13 protein-coding genes are annotated in these 18,327 nt (G+C 33.8%); 6 read left to right on the plus strand and 7 right to left on the minus strand.

Annotated elements, in window-relative coordinates; all coding sequences use genetic code 11:
- Window positions 1-38: 38 nt before the first annotated feature.
- From EV145_RS18315 to EV145_RS18330, 4 genes are read right to left on the minus strand one after another with little or no spacing between them, the layout of a single operon-like run.
- The gene (locus EV145_RS18315) at window positions 39-293 is read right to left on the minus strand and encodes a hypothetical protein (protein WP_133526646.1); all 255 of its coding nucleotides are present in this window, start codon (window positions 291-293) and stop codon (window positions 39-41) included.
- A gap of 31 nt (window positions 294-324) precedes the next feature.
- A complete protein-coding gene (locus tag EV145_RS18320) occupies window positions 325-1,230 on the minus strand; it encodes a glucosaminidase domain-containing protein (RefSeq protein ID WP_133526647.1) in 906 nt (301 codons plus the stop codon).
- A complete protein-coding gene (locus EV145_RS18325; protein WP_133526648.1) occupies window positions 1,227-2,132 on the minus strand; it encodes a 1-aminocyclopropane-1-carboxylate deaminase/D-cysteine desulfhydrase in 906 nt (301 codons plus the stop codon). Before EV145_RS18325 ends, EV145_RS18320 begins: the two co-directional genes overlap by 4 nt.
- Window positions 2,129-2,464, minus strand: coding sequence for a hypothetical protein (locus EV145_RS18330; protein WP_133526649.1), 336 nt, complete (start codon window positions 2,462-2,464; stop codon window positions 2,129-2,131). The genes EV145_RS18325 and EV145_RS18330 overlap by 4 nt, the downstream gene beginning before the upstream one ends.
- Before the next feature lie 116 nt (window positions 2,465-2,580).
- On the opposite strand from EV145_RS18330, the gene EV145_RS18335 reads away from it, so the two are divergent.
- The 6 genes from EV145_RS18335 to EV145_RS18360 all read left to right on the plus strand — a co-directional run bounded on the left by EV145_RS18335 (window position 2,581) and on the right by EV145_RS18360 (window position 9,802).
- Complete coding sequence (locus EV145_RS18335; protein WP_074659918.1) at window positions 2,581-2,763, plus strand: DUF5522 domain-containing protein; 183 nt, start codon at window positions 2,581-2,583, stop codon at window positions 2,761-2,763.
- 496 nt (window positions 2,764-3,259) lie between these two features.
- Window positions 3,260-5,236, plus strand: coding sequence for a urocanate hydratase (locus tag EV145_RS18340; RefSeq protein WP_133526650.1), 1,977 nt, complete (start codon window positions 3,260-3,262; stop codon window positions 5,234-5,236).
- Window positions 5,237-5,283: 47 nt separating this feature from the next.
- On the plus strand, window positions 5,284-5,826 hold the full coding sequence (locus EV145_RS18345; RefSeq protein WP_133526651.1) for a DUF4136 domain-containing protein: 543 nt from the start codon (window positions 5,284-5,286) through the stop codon (window positions 5,824-5,826).
- Between the two features lie 347 nt (window positions 5,827-6,173).
- Window positions 6,174-7,418 carry a threonine ammonia-lyase IlvA gene (gene ilvA, locus EV145_RS18350; RefSeq protein WP_133526652.1) on the plus strand — a complete coding sequence of 415 codons (1,245 nt, stop codon included), beginning with the start codon at window positions 6,174-6,176 and terminating at the stop codon, window positions 7,416-7,418.
- Window positions 7,419-7,497: 79 nt separating this feature from the next.
- Window positions 7,498-7,908, plus strand: a complete 411-nt coding sequence (locus EV145_RS18355) for a group III truncated hemoglobin (RefSeq protein ID WP_133526653.1) — start codon at window positions 7,498-7,500, stop codon at window positions 7,906-7,908.
- 136 nt (window positions 7,909-8,044) lie between these two features.
- Window positions 8,045-9,802 carry an aromatic amino acid hydroxylase gene (locus tag EV145_RS18360; protein WP_133526654.1) on the plus strand — a complete coding sequence of 586 codons (1,758 nt, stop codon included), beginning with the start codon at window positions 8,045-8,047 and terminating at the stop codon, window positions 9,800-9,802.
- 140 nt (window positions 9,803-9,942) lie between these two features.
- Here the strand turns inward: EV145_RS18360 and EV145_RS18365 are convergent, their stop codons facing one another.
- From EV145_RS18365 to EV145_RS18375, 3 genes are all read right to left on the minus strand, one after another.
- Window positions 9,943-10,578, minus strand: a complete 636-nt coding sequence (locus EV145_RS18365) for a DUF4230 domain-containing protein (protein ID WP_133526655.1) — start codon at window positions 10,576-10,578, stop codon at window positions 9,943-9,945.
- A gap of 182 nt (window positions 10,579-10,760) precedes the next feature.
- Window positions 10,761-13,079 (minus strand): BamA/TamA family outer membrane protein, encoded by a 2,319-nt coding sequence (locus EV145_RS18370; protein WP_133526656.1) that lies wholly within the window; start codon window positions 13,077-13,079, stop codon window positions 10,761-10,763.
- Window positions 13,063-18,156 (minus strand): translocation/assembly module TamB, encoded by a 5,094-nt coding sequence (locus EV145_RS18375; RefSeq protein ID WP_133526657.1) that lies wholly within the window; start codon window positions 18,154-18,156, stop codon window positions 13,063-13,065. The genes EV145_RS18370 and EV145_RS18375 overlap by 17 nt, the downstream gene beginning before the upstream one ends.
- Between the last annotated feature and the right edge of the window lie 171 nt (window positions 18,157-18,327).

An 18,327-nucleotide genomic window follows, 5' to 3' on the forward strand; every position in this document is an offset into this window, starting at 1 on the left:
TTTAGATTGTTAGATTGTTAGATTTTAGACTTCTTTGATTATCTACTTAAGCCTTGATCTCTCACAAACTCATTGAAATATTTTTGTTCTGTTTGCTCTGCTTTCGAAAGCGCTTCTATTTTCTTATCCGACATTCCAATTGGTGAATAAAATGTCCATTTCCAGATTGGTCGGGATTTTATAAAAAAATGTTTTTCTCCAAATTCGTCATGAATATAAACGCCACAAAAAAGTCTAATACTTATGATTATTAAACAAATAAAAATTATAGCAAAGCCTTTTTTCTTCATCATTATTCTGAAAACTACCACTGCGACTGAAAACTTACTTCACTTTCAATCTTTGCCCTATTGAAAGCGCATTATCAGTTAAATTATTTTTTAGTTTTAAATCATCAACTAATAAATTGAATTTTTTTGAAATTGAATACAAAGTATCTCCTTTTTGAACTTCATATAAATTCGGATCATTGGAGTTCATATTTATCTTTGGATCCGAAGCCGCATCATACGATGATTTTCTTGTTGGAGCCGATTTATTAATTGCAACATACGTTTTTCCTGTAACCTGACAATCATATTGATGCAGATTATAACGCTCAATATAACTGATTAATTTATCTGGATAATTTGGATCTGTTGCATAACCAGCCGCTCTCAAACCTTTTGCCCAAGCTTTATAATCATCTTTTTCGTAAGTAAATAAAGTCGCATATCTATTTTTTCCGACCAAGAATAAAGCATGATCTCTATATGATTCTGCAGCTTCTGTATATTTTCTAAAACATTCTTGCTCTGCATCATCGTCATGACGAACACTTTCTCCAAGCCAATCTTTATGGCATTTTATTCCGAAGTGATTATTAGCTTCAACTGCCAAATCACCTTTTCCTGCACCCGATTCTAAAATTCCCTGAGCCAAAATAATACTCGCAGGAATTCCGTATTTCTGCATGTTCCCTATTGCAATATCTTTAAATTGCAAGATATACATATTAACTAAATCGCTGGTAACAACTGTTTTTGAAGTAGATTGAATAACCTCAGTTGTATTATTTGTAGAAGGGTAATTTTTACCAATTGGTTTAACTGGAGTTTGTTTTTTAGTTGCCACTGCCCTAGGCCTCGACACTGCCGCTGCCTGCTTTTTTGTAGTTGCAATAGCAGGCTTGCTTGACGAACAGCTTGCCAAAACTATAACTGTAAAGAGCAATACTATTTTTTTAATCATTGTTTTTTGAGTATTGGTAATTTTTTCTGCTTCAGTTTAATATTCATTCCATCAATTCCCTGTAATCCGCCGGTGTGAATGAGTAAAATTTTTGAATTGGCAGGAAAATAATTTTTGCTGATTAAATCTATAACGCCAAAAACCATCTTTCCTGTATAAATTGGATCTAAGGGCACTTTTGTTTCTTCAAAAAAAGCATTTATAAATTCGATTAACTCTAAATTTATCTTCCCATAACCTCCAAAATGATAGTCAGAAATTAAATTCCAGTTATCTTTTTCTGCAAAAATACGAATTTCATCGTTTAAAAAGTCACCTTTTAATGCCGGAAACCCTAAAATTTTCTGATTTGGCAACGCACTATTTATTAATCCGGAAATTGTTCCGCCAGTTCCAACAGCACAGCAAACGTAATTAAAACTTGCATCTTCGTCAGTCAAAATCTCTTCGCAACCTTTTACAGCAAGTTCATTTGTACCGCCTTCGGGAACCAAATAAAAATCACCAAACTTACTTTTTAATTTTTCTAAAAATGAAGTTTTGCTTTTTAAACGGTAATCTTCTCTCGAAACAAACTCAAATTCCATTCCGTTTTCTTGAGCAAATTTTAAAGTCGGATTTGCTTCAATTTTATCAAAAAGTTCATCACCACGAATAATTCCGATTGTTTTAAAACCTTGTTCTTTTCCTGCAAATGCAACCGCTGCAATATGATTGGAAAAAGCACCGCCAAAAGTCAATAAAGTCTTTTTATTTTCGGCTTTCGCCTGAAGCAAATTGTATTTTAATTTTCTGAACTTATTCCCCGAAACAAAGGGATGAATTAGATCTTCCCGTTTTATTGTCAGAGAAATATCATTAGGGAAATTAATATTTATATGTTGATTGAAAACTGGATTCATTTTAATTTGATGTAATTTAAAAACTGAAAAAATGATCGGTTTTTCAAATAATTCATATCGGTTTCTTTGGTGTAAGCTTCTCTTTCAAAACTGATATTTCGATAAGCCAAAGCCCCATTTTTATATTGAATGAGACGAATTAGATATTCTAAAAAATACCAGATAAAAAACGGAATTACTAAAAGTTCCAATTGCTGTTTTAAATGAATTTTTTCATGATTTACAAAAACCTCATTTGTTTTATCAAAACCATATTTTACAATCACAAACGGAAATACAGCCATACCGCGATATCCTTTCGGAATTAAATATTTGGCAACAATCAGAAACATTGGCTGTAAAATTTATAAATTTGTAGCTATAAAATTATTCGATATCATTAAAATCATAATCAAATATTTTTATTTTTGATTTCAAAATTATCAAAACACGAACGCGAAGCAGATTTATGAAAGAGCAAAGTAATGAAAATAAATTAATCGAAGGCGAAGATTTTTACTATACGCCCGAAGGTTATAAGTGCTTCACTGAAAAACATCATTTAAAAAGGGGTTATTGTTGCAAAAGCGGCTGTCGTCACTGCCCGTATGGGTTTGATAAAAATACCGGTCGAATTAGGAAATCTAATTAGATAATGTGCCAATTAGAAAATTAGATAATTCTTTTAATATGTCAATTTGAAAATATGCCAATTAGATAATTCAAAAATCTAAAATCTTAAGTCTAAAATCTAAAATTATAAATGGATATTCGCTCTCGAAAATTTAGGATTAAAATCCACAAATCCTATCACAGGTCGGATATTCGTTATCCCTAGCTTTTAATTAGATAATTTGTCAAGTAGAAAATGAGGCAATTATTTCAGGTCGAATTTTCATTGATAATACATTTCGCTCCTATGGAGCTTTTGTAATGGATCGATTTTATTTTTCTATAAACATGACGCCTTTCCAAGGCTAGAAATAACTCCGTAGGAGTGCAATATTTATAGAAAAAATTAACGCCTGGATATATAGCTCCAGCGGAACGATATAATTCCAACACAATAATTTAAAATAGACAATTGATTATCTGACTTCAAAAAAATCTAAGAAGTCTAAAAATCTAATATCTAAAAATCTAAAAAAATGACTTTCAAAGAAGAAATACAACAAGGAATTCCAAATATATTACCTCCAAAAAAAGAATACGATTTGGCGATTAATCATGCGCCAAAACGAAAAGAAATTCTTTCGGCTGAAGAAAAAAAACTGGCTTTAAAAAATGCTTTACGCTACTTTGAACCAAAACATCATGCCGAATTAATTCCTGAATTTTCAGAAGAATTACAAAAATACGGGCGTATTTACATGTACCGTCTTCGTCCGGATTACAGAATGTACGCGCGACCAATTGATGAATATCCTGGGAAATCATTGCAGGCAAAAGCAATCATGCACATGATTCAGAACAATCTGGATTATGCCGTGGCGCAACATCCGCACGAATTGATTACCTATGGTGGAAATGGAGCTGTGTTCCAAAACTGGGCACAATACTTATTGACTATGCAATATTTGTCTGAAATGACAGATGAGCAAACTTTAACGATGTATTCAGGTCATCCGATGGGATTATTTCCTTCACATTCAGAGGCACCAAGAGTTGTAGTAACAAACGGAATGGTAATTCCAAATTACTCTAAACCGGACGATTGGGAAAAAATGAATGCTTTAGGCGTTTCGCAATACGGACAAATGACCGCGGGAAGTTATATGTATATTGGCCCACAAGGAATTGTACACGGAACTACAATTACGGTTTTGAATGGTTTCAGAAAAATAAAACAAAATCCAGAAGGAAGTCTATTCGTAACCTCTGGTCTTGGCGGTATGTCTGGTGCACAGCCAAAAGCCGGAAATATTGCCGGATGTATTACCGTTTGTGCCGAAGTAAATCCGAAAATCACTAAAATTCGTCATGAGCAAGGATGGATTAATGAAGTTGTAACTTCTACAGATGAATTGGTAACGAGAGTAGCTTTGGCAAAAGCCAATAAAGAAACCGTTTCAATTGCTTATTTAGGAAATGTGGTGGATGTTTGGGAACGATTTGATCAGGAAAACATCAAAATTGATTTAGGTTCAGATCAAACTTCGCTTCATAATCCGTGGGCTGGAGGTTATTATCCAGTTGGAATATCTTTTGAAGAAGCAAATGATTTGATGGCTAATTATCCCGAATTATTCAAAGAAAAAGTTCAGGAAACACTACGTCGTCATGCAGCAGCGATTAACAAACATACTGCAAAAGGAACGTATTTTTTTGATTATGGAAATGCCTTTTTACTTGAAGCTTCGCGTGCTGGAGCCGATGTTATGGCCGAAAATAATATCGATTTTAAATATCCAAGTTATGTTCAGGATATTATGGGGCCAATGTGTTTTGATTACGGATTTGGTCCTTTCCGTTGGGTTTGCACTTCGGGAAAACCAGAAGATTTACAAAAAACTGATACTATCGCAAGTCAGGTTTTAGAAGAGTTAGCAAAAACTTCTCCAAGTGAAATTCAGCAGCAAATGCAGGATAATATCAAATGGATTAAAGGCGCACAAGAAAATAAACTGGTTGTAGGTTCTCAAGCTCGTATATTATATGCCGATGCAGAGGGCAGAATTAAAATTGCTGAAGCTTTTAACCAAGCGATTGCAAGAGGCGAAATTGGCGCGGTTGTTTTAGGACGCGATCATCATGACGTTTCTGGAACTGACTCGCCTTACAGAGAAACTTCAAACATCTACGACGGATCTCGTTTTACAGCCGATATGGCAATTCAAAACGTCATTGGCGACAGCTTTAGAGGAGCAACCTGGGTATCGATTCATAACGGTGGTGGCGTTGGCTGGGGAGAGGTTATAAACGGCGGATTTGGTATGGTTCTTGATGGTTCTAAAGAAGCTTCAAAACGTTTAGCATCAATGCTTTTTTGGGATGTTAATAACGGAATTTCAAGACGAAGCTGGGCTCGAAATGACGAGGCCATTTTTGCGATAAAAAGAGCCATGCAAGTTGAGCCTTTACTAAAAGTAACTTTGCCTAATATAGTTGACGAAAGTCTGCTTTAAACCAAAAGTTACTCATAAAATAGAGAACATTAAATTTCTAAATAATTATGAAAACATTCAAATTAGTTCCGATTTTTCTGCTTTTGATACTTGCTGCGTCGTGCGACACGGTTAGTGCTTACTCTGACTACGATAAAACCGTAGATTTTGCGCCTTATAAAACTTATGCCTATTTTAAGCCGGGAATTGACAAGGTCGAGATTTCTGATTTGGATAAAAAACGAATTCTGAAAGCGATAGACGATCAAATGCTGGCTAAAGGTTTTACTAAAAGCGAAAATCCTGATGTATTAATAAACATTTTTACCAAAGCCAAAGAACAAGTTGATGTGAATCAATTTTACGCTGGGTACGGTTATGGATGGGGCTACGGTTGGGGATGGGGCTACAGTCCTTATATGGGTGGAACATCAGTTTCAAGATATACTGAAGGAACTTTGTTCATTGATTTAATTGATGCTAAAAAGAAAGAATTGATCTGGCAAGGTCAAGGTATTGGTACCATATATAAAAGCATCGATAAAAAAGATGCCCGAATTACTGAATTTGTAACCAAAATTTTAGCACAGTATCCGCCGGTTAAAAAATAATTATCAGTCTGGGTTGTCAGTTCAGCTTTTTTATAAAACTTAAAATAGTTGTGAACTATTTCCAGAAATAATTAATACATTTGCTATTCAATCAGTTAAAAAATGACAAATTTTAATAACATTATTATCGCTATTATCAGCATTATTGCAATTCAGCAGTAATGGCGAGGTGTTATATAAATAAGTAAAATATAATTTATAAAAACCTCCCAAAACGGGAGGTTTTTTATTTTAAAAAACAATTAAAAGTCGCCAAAAATTACACGAATTAACACGAATTACTTTTTAAGCTTTAAAAATAAAAATTAATGCTAATTCGTGTAATTTGTGGCAAAAAAATACAGATCATGAGTTTATTCAACGAAGTACTTAATGCAAAAAAGCAACTTGAAAATGTAGTTGCTGCAACGCCTCTTACCCAAAATTTAAATCTTTCAGACGAATTTAAATCGACTATTTTACTAAAAAGAGAAGATTTACAAATTGTTCGTTCCTATAAAATTAGAGGTGCTTACAATAAGATTTCGTCGTTGAGCGAAAAAGAAAAGGCAAACGGAATTGTTTGTGCAAGTGCAGGAAATCATGCGCAAGGTGTTGCTTATTCTTGTAATCTTCTAAAAATAAATGGCAAAATATATATGCCAAAAACAACTCCGAAACAAAAAGTAAAACAAGTACAATTGTTTGGAAAATCGTTTGTTGAAATTGTTTTGACCGGTGATACTTTTGATGATGCATACGCTTCAGCAACTGCAGATGCTATCAAAAATCACAAAACTTTTATTCATCCTTTTGATGATCAAAAAGTAATTGCAGGACAAGGAACTGTTGGATTAGAAATTCTGGAAAGTTTTAAAGAACCAATAGATTATGTTTTTGTTCCAATTGGCGGTGGCGGATTGGCTTCCGGTTTATCTGAAGTTTTTAAGCATTTAAGTCCGAATACTAAGATCATTGGTGTTGAACCAAAAGGCGCTCCTTCAATGAAAACTTCAATTGAAGAAAATAAAAATACAGCCTTAAAGACGATTGACAAATTTGTTGATGGAGCAGCGGTAAAACAAGTTGGCGACATGACTTTTGAAATCTGTCGCTATAATTTGGAAGATATTATTTTGGTTCCCGAAGGAAAAGTCTGCACGACTATTTTACGACTATATAATGAAGAAGCCATGGTTGTCGAACCTGCAGGTGCTTTAACTATTGCTGCTTTGGATTTTTATAAGGATAAAATAAAAGGCAAAAATGTCGTTTGCATTGTAAGCGGAAGCAATAATGACATTGAAAGAACGGCCGAAATAAAAGAGCGTTCATTGCTGTATGAAGGTTTGATGCATTATTTTATGATTCAGTTTCCCCAACGACCAGGAGCTTTAAAAGAATTTGTAAATAACATTTTAGGGCCTGATGACGACATCACTTATTTTCAGTTTCACAAAAAAAACAACCGCGAAGTAGGTTCGGTTGTAGTTGGACTGGAATTAAAAAACAAAAAAGATATTATGAATATCAAGCTAAATATGACTAAAAATGGCTTTGAATTTCAATATTTAAATGATAATCAAGATTTGTTTACACAATTAATTGGATAAAATCCTGATTCGATGACAAATATCAGGGAATAGAAAAACTTATAGTGTAATTTTGTATTTTATTTTAGATCTAAAAAACATGACAACTCTTAAAGATATTTCGACTGTAGAAGACATCAAACAAATGGTAAACAGTTTTTATGATAATGTTAGAAAAGATGACCTGATTGGCCCCATATTTAATGACAAACTGCAAGATCGATGGGAGCCACATTTACAAAAAATGTACGGTTTCTGGCAAACCATTTTGTTCGATGTTCGTGCTTATTCAGGAACTCCTTTCCCTCCGCATAAACAATTACCGGTTGACAAAACTCACTTTGACCGTTGGATTGAAATTTTCAACACTACTATTGACAAACAATTTGCAGGTCCTTTGACCGAAGAGGCTAAAATGCGTGCTACTAATATGGCTTATATGTTCAATCATAAAATTGAATATTTTAGAAATGCCGAAAATGAATTAAGAAATTCAATCAATACGCCGTAAAAAAGCAAATTACTCAAAACTTAAAAACCTATAAAAACGCAATAAAACATACTTTCGAATAAAAATTTTGTGATAAATAGCAAAAATTAGCCGTCTAAATTCGTAATTTTACATTCAAATCTACAACGTTTTCGAAATGAATGCATCTATAGAAACAAATCCATTATTAGAGCGATTGCCTAAACATTTAAAGCAATTTATTAAACCTCAAGATTATAGCGATTATACCCCTATCAATCAAGCGGTTTGGCGATATGTAATGCGTAAAAATGTAGATTATCTTTCTAAAGTTGCACATCATTCGTATTTAGATGGCTTGAAAAAAACCGGAATCGAGATTGATTCTATTCCGAGTATGTATGGAATGAACCGTATCCTGACTGAAATTGGCTGGGCTGCCGTTGCCGTTGACGGCTTTATTCCGCCAAATGCTTTTATGGAATTTCAAGCTTACAATGTTTTAGTTATTGCTTCAGATATTCGTCAGCTTGAGCATATTGAATATACCCCAGCCCCAGACATTATTCACGAAGGTGCTGGCCACGCTCCTATTATTGCCAATCCTGAATATGCAGAATATTTGAGACGTTTTGGAGAAATTGGCTGTAAAGCGATTTCATCTCACAAAGATTATCAGATGTACGAAGCGATTCGTTTGCTTTCGATTTTGAAAGAAGCGGAAGATACACCTCAGGAAAAAATTGACGAAGCTGAAAAAGCCGTTGCCGATTTGCAAAACAATATGGGCGAATTGTCTGAAATGGCTCAAATTCGTAACCTGCATTGGTGGACAGTGGAATACGGTTTAATTGGAACTGTTGAAGACCCAAAAATTTACGGTGCCGGATTACTTTCTTCTATCGGAGAAAGTGCTTGGTGCATGACCGATAATGTAAAAAAAATCCCTTATGATATCTCAGCGGCAAATCAAAATTTTGATATTACGCAGTTGCAACCTCAACTTTATGTAACACCTAATTTTTCTTATTTAAGTTTGATTTTAGAAGAATTTGCTAATAAAATGGCATTGAGAACCGGAGGACTTTCCGGAATTCAAAAACTAATTCATTCCAATGCTTTAGGAACAATTGAATTAAGTACAGGTTTACAGATTTCTGGCGTTTTTACAAATGTTTTGGAAGAAGAAGGAAAACCAGTTTACATTCAGACTACTGGAAAAACAGCTTTATCATATCGTGAAAAAGAATTGGTTGGTCACGGAACTTTGACACATCCACACGGATTTGGTAGTCCGATTGGAAAACTAAAAGGTTTCAATTTAGCGATTGAAGATATGAGTCCGAAGGATTTACAGGCTTATAGTATTGTTGAAAATGAAACCGTAAAATTAGAATTTGAAGGCAATATTATTGTGGAAGGAGAAATTATTACAGGATCCCGAAACTTACATGGAGAAATCATTTTAATTAGTTTTAGAAATTGTACCGTAACACATTGCGAAACGATTTTGTTTCAGCCAGACTGGGGAAATTACGATATGGCGATTGGTAAAAAAGTAGTTTCTGCTTTTTCCGGTCCAGCGGATGTGAATAGTTTTGACTTGATTAATATTGTTCCTACTTCTCAAACTATTAAAGCAAAACATACAGACGAACGCGATGATTTAGAGGTTCTTTATCAAACGGTTCGTTCTATAAGAGAAAATAAAGATTCGAAGTCAGAACTAAAATCTGTTTTTGAAAAGCTGAAAAATGATCATTCTAATGACTGGTTGCTTTCTGTTGAAATTGCAGAACTTTTGAAAGATTCTGCTGAAAAACAACTTTTACAAGAAGTATTGGTTTATTTGGATCAATTGAAAGAAAAACGCCCTGAAGTGGCGCATTTAATTTCTGGCGGACTGGATTTGATTTTCGATAAAGAAGCGGTTTAGAATTTTGCCACGAAGGCATTAAGGCACAAAGTTTTTTTAGCTGGCTTGTGATTTAATCTCGCAAAGTCGGGAAGTCGCAAAGTAAATTATTTTAAGTAAAAAACTTTGCGACTTCGCGACTTTGCGAGATTCTTTTTTCTTTACAACTTTGAATTCAAATCCTGATTAAAATCTTTATCAGATTCAATCGTTTTGCCATCATATTGCAATTTCCAACCCATGGAATTTGTCAAAATCAAAATCTTAGACAATTCACTTATTAATCGGTTTTGAGCGTTTGTTTTTAGGGAAGAACTCTCGATTTTCTTTGCCAGATTCGCTTTTACCGATTTATTGATTTTATTGTAATCATCTCCGGTGAACTGATTCATTTGACTCTGTTCAATGTCATAAAACTTAATATCCGGATTGATGGTAATTTCTTCTTTTGGGATATTTAAAATCGTGATGGTTTTGTTTTTTTCGTCGATGTCGTATTTCATTTTGTGCAAATCGTAGGCAACGGTAACATTTGCATTTACGACCACTAATGCTTTCTTCTCAAAAGAAACCATATCCAGAAAATATTTCTGCTGATTTTTATAAGTAACCACTTCAGAGAAATGCCCTTCGGTAACAACCAATTTACCGACATTTAGAATTTGCTGTTGAATTAAATTGGTATTGTATTCAATATCCTTATCATCGTCTTTTTTGAATTGACAATATTTAAAGGCCAAAATAATGACTAAAACTATAACACTGATACCGATAATTCTTTTGACTAAGTTTTGCATTCTAATAAAATGTTTGGACGAATTTACTTCTTTTTTTAGTTTTTTTCACCACGAATTACACGAATTTCCACTAATCTCAGCTTTGTGTATAATGAATCAATTTCAAATTAAAAATTCGAAAAATTAAAATTTACGCGCTCCAAAAAATTCGTGCAATTCGTGTAATTCGTGGCAAAAAACCTTTAAAACGGATATCCAATAGCAATATTCAAAATCAGGTTTTCTTTTCTCCACAGTCCGCTTCCAAAATCGATGTCTTTAATTACCCATCTTTGACCATCAGGCAAATAAGGTTTTCGGAGCGGAAAAGCCAAATCGGTTCTTAGAATAAAGAAAGATACATCAAATCGTAAACCTACACCTGCCCCTACTGCGATTTCTTTCATAAAATCTTTAGATATTTCGGCTCCTGGTTTATCCGGATCTTTATTCATCAACCAAATATTTCCGGCATCAATAAATGCAGCGCCTTTTACAATACTAAAAAGCTTCGCTCTATATTCGGTACTGAATTCCAACTTCAAATCTCCTGATTGATCTGGCAAATAATTGTTTTCTGTCTCTGTATTAAGATAACTTCCAGGCCCAATTGATCTTGCTCTAAAGGCTCGAATACTATTGGTTCCTCCAACTACAAATTGCTTCGATGTAGGCAATGCTCCTGAGTTTCCGTACGGAATTCCCACACCAAGAATAACTCTGCTAGCTAATTGGCTTTCTTTTCCCAGTTTTAAATAATGCCTGAAGTCGCCTCGGAATTTTGCATATTGGCTAAAAGGAACATCAAATATTTTAATTGTATCATTCTTTTTGACATTTGCTCCGGTAATTAGCCCCGTAACATTTCCTGCCAAATCGGCCTCTCCACTAAAATAAAACGTATTCTTTTTACGCTTTTGCATTGTATTCGTATAGGTGTAGGTATACGTTGGTCCAAAAATCAATTGTTTTTCGATCACTTTTTTCAATGATTCATCCTTTTCAGCATCGGCTAAATATTCTGCCGTAACATGATTCGGACTTACATAGGTAATATCCATCAAATTCAATTGATGTTCTTTTCGAACATTCTCTTTCCATAAATAACCGTATGATGCTTTAAAGGAATTTAAAGCATACAATTGCGTTCTATTCTGATATTCGTATCTCACTGTTGCTTTGGTTCTCGGCACATATTCGCTCGAACCTTCTACATGAAAAAACGGAACAATAAATCTCGGCCAGGTTAAACTGGTTTCTGTTCCTATTTTGTAAATATTTTTACCATTATTGGCTCCTGAAAGCTGAAAATCTGCTCCGCCAAAAACAGAAACGGTCAGCAATTCGGCACCGCGAAATAAGTTTCTGTTGTTCCAATTGACATTAACTTCTGTTCCTGTATAACTGGCTGAATTGGTTTTTCCCAAAACCTCAACACGAATAAATTTCTTCGGTAATAGCGTTAAATAATAATACGAATCTAAAGTCTTCGGCAAACTGTCAGAAGGTTTGAATTCATTTTTTACAAAACTAAAAGTTCCCAAATTCACAAAACGATTCAACGTCAAATTGTGGTCTTTTCTGTTATATAAATCCCCCTTTTTGAAATAAATCGCGCGATCAAAAACTCTGGGTTTAAAAGTATCGGCCGTATCAATAATCGTAAAATCTTTGTACTGAACTACATCTTCTTTTGCATATTTTAAACTGTCTTTCGAAATCGAAAAATTCGGATACACAATAATTTTATTAATCTTATATGCCGTAAGCGCTTTCGGCGGTGTATCAGGTTTTATAACCAGTCTGACTTTTACTTCATGATCGCCTTTTGTACTGTCCACCTGAGCTAAAATATAATCCGGATTAAAGTAATAATATCCCTTTTCCTTAAGTCTGGCATCTATTCTTTCTCTTTCCGCTTTAATAACATCCAAATCATACGGTTTACCTACTTTTAATAAACTTCTTCGGCTTGATCTTCCAATTATTCTCGACATGGCTAAAGAGTCATCAGGAAAAGTGACACTTTTAATGATATATTGTTCTTTAGGTATTACCGTATATTCTGCTGTAGCTCTTTTATTTTTAGCTGTTGAATCGGCGCTGACACGTGTTTTAAAGTACCCTCTATTTTCGGTAAAATTTCGCAAAACGGATGCATTATAATCTAAATCAACTTTACTAAAAAGCACAGGAGGTTCTCCCACTTTTGTTCGCAACCAATAGCGAAATCCTTTTTGCTTTTTAGGTTCGCCGGCAATATTATAAAACCACAATTTAGGACGTAATCCTAAAAAACCTTTGTTAGGTTTTGGACGTAATAAACCTTCCAGCTCTTTCTCCAGTTCTTTTCTTTCTTTCTTTTTAATAACAGAATCTTTTACCGTCACAGAACCGCCTGTGTACAATAATTCGCCTTCCGGAAGATATTTTGTATTACTGCATCCAAAAACAAAAAATAAGGACAGCGCAATAAAATATCTGATATATTCGGTTCTCCTATTGCTATGTTTTTTGCTCATTTCCTTCCAATTGATTTTCGTCTTTTTCTTTATCCTCTTTCTCTTTTTGCTTTTTCTTTTCTTTACGCAATTTCTCTTCTCGAATCATTTCTTTTTCTGCTAAAGTGCGATGAAACAATTCTCTGAATTTATTGTAACTCATCGTAATAATAAAAGCAACTCCGGTTTCAATAACCTGCCCTTCAACAGCAACCTGATATTCATTTTTACGATAAGCGCGAAGCATATAACGACCGTCTTTAGTCAATTGATAATCCAATGCAACGTCACCTGCAATATTAGTACTTTCTTCATTCGCGCGTTCCTGACCTTCAACTGCAAAACTGCTTCCAACTGTAACTTTTAATCTGTCATCCAACAATTTTTTAGAAATTCCGACATTTAAATCCGTTCTGTCTTCTCTGGTTCCTGAAGTATAATCATCTGTAGATTCCAGATCAAATTCCAACTGAACTCCCGTTATTAATTCTCCGGCTAAATCATTTAATTGCTGAGACAGAATTTTACTCACACTTTGTCTTGCCAATGATTCTGCGCTTGTTCCTCCAGCTTCACTTGCAAACGGATTTTCGCCAATAAATCTGTTCAATAATAAAAGGGCAAAAACCTGTTTGTTTAATTCGGCTGGCTCTTGTCGCAATTGTTCCAATTTTTGTTGTGTGGTTTCTACGATCGTTGACGACACATCATAATTTCCATCCGGCAAAACAATATCAAAAGTGATTTCAGGCTTCATTAATTCACCATTCATTTTCAATAAAGTTTGAAATGGTATTTTTTGTTTATACGTGTTTTTAGTAGTTTGAGATTCGCTTCCTAACTGATTTCCAAGTAAATCAATTGGAGCCGCATCCACTTTATAAATCGCTGTAATATTGACATTTGCCGCAGTCGGCTCGCCGTTCCAGATAATATAACTTCCTTTCTGAATATTGAATTTTCTGCGGATCATATTGAAATTCATTTCATACGCACCATCTGAAAATTCATATTTTCCCGTTAAAGTTGTTTTTCCTGACGGATCAATTCCACCTGTCAATTCCGCTTCGCCTTTCAGATTCAGATAGTCTCCGTTTCCTTTGTCAATTACCAAGGTAAGATCGGCTTCTTTATCTATTGAAATCGCTACATTCACATCCATACCAAGCAATTGAGACTGGTCCAGTTTTGCTTTCATTTCAGCTGTTTGTCTGAGGTACACATTATCTTCGTCTACAAACTCGACAATCCCTTCTCGATCCGCTATTGATGGATCTGACTGTGGCAAAACAACTGAAAATTTAGTTTCATCCTTGATTTTGATACTACCGCCAACAACAGGATTTTCAAGTGTTCCTTTAATGTTCAGTTTGGTATCTAAAATTAAATCGCCGTAAAATAAATCGTTGTCTTTTTCTTTAGAATGAATGGCTCTAAAATCGTCTGCAACAACGGTCAGGCCGAAATCAAAATTGGTATAATCTGCCGATTTAATGGTTCCGTTTATCGTTAATTCATTATCATTTTCATCATGGAAGGTGAAACTATCAAACGTAATTACATCATTTTGAAGCGTGATTTTCTCTTGTTTTGTCTTAAAAAACGAATCGAATTTCGTTACTCTGAAACCAGTATCATTAAAATTCAACTCTCCATTCACTTTTGGTGCGCTGGCGTTTCCTGTAATTTTGAAATTGCCTGACAAATAACCTGTTCCGTCTTTAATATTGTCCATGCTAAAACCCTGAATACTTTTAATATTCAGTTTATTCAAATCTAAATTAAAATCAAGATTTCCATCGGCAATGCTATACGTTCCTGTTAGATTTACGTCATTATCTTCTCCAGTCAATGCAACATTAGCATTCAATACATTATTGGTTTTATTGTCTACTTTAACAGCAATATCGCCAACTGGTTCGCCTTTAAAAGCAAAATCATCAATTTTTATGTCTGATGTAAAAGTTGGTTTTGTCATTACATTTTCGGCAACAGCATTTCCATTGATCAAACCTTGCATCAATAATTTATCTTTTTTGACGATGTTCATAATCGTCTCAATTTTGAAGTTTACAAAATCGAGTTGCAGTGTTGCATTATCCTGAGTTCCCTGAGATTGAATTTTAAGTTCGTTTCCGGAATTCGCTAAAAAGAATTTATTAACGTAAAGTCTTTTTCCTCCAAATTCAACAACATTTTCAGGATCAATACTCCATTTATCATAATTCAGTACAAAATTTTCTGCATCAATTTTGAAGATGTTTTTAGAATCTTCCGCTTTGAAATTTCCTGCAATAAAATACTGTTGTTTGTCTTTTGCATCTTTCACTTCAAGTGCATAATTCAAAATATTATTTTCGACTTTTCCGGATAAACTTGTGAACGGAATTTTCAAAGATCCGCTTTCAATCGTCGCTACAGAAATTTGATATTCTAACGCATTTTCTTTGGCTTCAATATTTATTTTTCCATCAGCAATAGTATTATCAGCATAAACAATTCTCGGAATCGTTCCTTTAATTTCTAAAGAATCAGTTACATTATTGTATTTTCCCTCAATTTTAAGAGGTTCTAAACCGGTTAATTTTGGAACCAATTTAAAAAGAACCGGATCGTTATCAACCGTCAAAGTAAAAGCCAAACGTTGTTCATCAGATTCTCCATTAACTTTTGGATTTTTTAAATCGATGTATTTTGAAAGTGATTTTTTTACAGCCGAAACCAAAGTGGTTAATTTGTATTTTCCGTCAACTTCAGCTTTCAAAAATTGAGATGAAATTTTAATGTTATTTCGATTTTCATCTGAAAAAGCAATAACCCGAATTGAATCTAAAACAATTGGTTCCTGATCCTGTAAAACCTGAATGTTAGAAAGGAATACTTTTCCGTTTAAAAAATCAGGATTACTATTGGCGATATCCGCATCGATATTTCCACGCAGTTTAATTGGCCCCGCATGCAGATGCAGTTTTTCTAAATCGGCTATATCCAGGTTTAATTTTAATTGAATGGCCGGATATTTATCTTTTGTATTTCCACTAGCAACTAAATCAAAATTCAAATTCGGATCTTTCATTCCTGATTTAACTGCGAATGAACCGTTTTCGATATTTCCTTTTAAAGCTAAATCTCTGTAGGTATATTTATTGAAAACTGCTTTCTGAACCAAACCGTCAAAATTGGCCTGAGCTGTTTTCGGATCTAAACCTTTGCCTTTTACTTTCGCTTTAAGCGTAATTTTTCCAATCGAATCGTTTTTGATTAATCTACCTAAATCGAAATTCAATAAATAAACGGTTGCATCGTATTTCTCTCTTTTCTTAACGCGTTGGTCAAATAAAGCATCAATTTTTGCATTTCCAAAACTACTGTTTAAAGCCAGATTCGTTTTGAAATTCTGCACTGAACCTTTGAATTTTCCCTGCAAACTCAATTGAGAAGGTAATTGAATATTTTTCGGAATTGTTCCCGCTGGCACAAATCCATAAATATCTTTAAAAGTACTTGAAAGTTTCTTAATATCTAAATCGTAATACGCTTTTTGAGCATTAGGCAAACCTTTTATTTTCCCCGAAAGGGAAACTTTTGTCGTCCCGATTCCGCTCATTTCGAATTGCGGAATAGTCAAATCTTTTACTTTTCCGCTCAAGCGTGTATTCAAATATAAAATTGCGTTTGGATTACTTTTAAACGGATTTGTTTTCTGTAAATCCGGAACAAATAATAAAATGTCTTTAAATCCGATTTTCGATTGATTTAAATTGGCATCCAGACTCAGATTAGCAATATCCTTTTTTAAAGCGTCAAGCGAAGGATACGCCACTTTAATTTTATTCTGAAGAAGGGTTTGTGGTGTTCTTAAATACAAATTCTCTAAAGAAGCATTTTTAGGCCCATAGAAAAAAACGGTTTTTAAAGCCTGAATTTGCAAACCGCTTTTATCATTTACGGCAAGTGCTTTTATATTTCCCAAAATCGTATCGTTTCCATAATACAATTTCTCGGCTTTAAAATTGAATTTATCCAAATCCATATGGCTGTAATCGATTCCTTTTGAAAGCGGTTTCGATTGCATATCATCAAATTTGAAAGCGATATTTTCTAAATTAACATCAGCCAGTTTTACTTTCCAGCCCGATTGTTTGATTGAAGTTGTATCCAAACTTGGCGCCTGAATTTGTTTGTCTTTTGCCCCTAAACGCAAATTACCTTTTAGATTTTTCACTTCGAAAGTATTAAAATCTAAAAACTGATTGTTCATATCAATTTTATTGACTGACAAATCTAAATTGCCTAGCTTGATTCCGGAATCTAATTTGGAATCTTTATTATCATATAAAAGATCAATTTGAGATAAACTGATTTTCCCCAATTTCAAACTGAAATCTTTTCGTTTCGAAATCGTATCAACCGTTTTTACTGAAACTTCAGCAATTTTCTCTACAACATCCTGATTCAAAACAACCCTTAATCCGTTTAAAGCAATATTCGGAATATCGAAATTCATTTTATCCAAATCAAATTCTTTGAATTTGGTATCAAAATGTGTCAGTTTTACGCGAACATCATTTTTAGAATAATCATCTTTAAAATTGAATTTGATATTGTCGAGATTTACTTTTACGACAGAAATTGTAAATGGTTTACTATCCGGATCTTTTGGTTTTTCAGGTTCTTTTGATTCGAAAGCTTTTATGATATAATCGAAATTGAAAACGCCATCTTTATTTCTGGAAATATTAGCCGTAGTATTTTCTAAAGAAACCGAATTGATCTCCAATTCACTACTTACCAATTTAAACAAATCGACATCAACCACTAAGCGTTTACCAGCCAATAAAGTATCTTTCTTTTGATCTTCAAAATAGAAACCTTCCAAGACTACATCTTTTGGAAATTTAATCGAAATATGATCTAAAGCAACTTTGGTTTTAATCTTTTTATGAAGATAAGAAACCGCTTTGTCCTTAACGAAATTCTGAACGGACGGAACCTGAATTAAAATAATAAGAAGAAGTAATAATGCAATTATCGAGCCCACGCACCAAAGCAGTATACGTAGTGTTTTTTTAAGAAAATGAATTGTTTTGATATTCATACGTCAATAAAACACGTTAGATTAAAATTGCGTTATTATAAGGCTGTATTTCTACAGTTTACAAAATTGTAGATTTTAAATTATAACAATTTACACAATTATCTGCAATTATTCTAAAATTTTACTGTGAAATGGCTATTTTTTTGGTTCTTACTTTAGCCAAAGCATAAA

This window comes from Flavobacterium sp. 245 (genome assembly GCF_004362055.1).
Taxonomy (GTDB): Bacteria; Bacteroidota; Bacteroidia; order Flavobacteriales; family Flavobacteriaceae; genus Flavobacterium.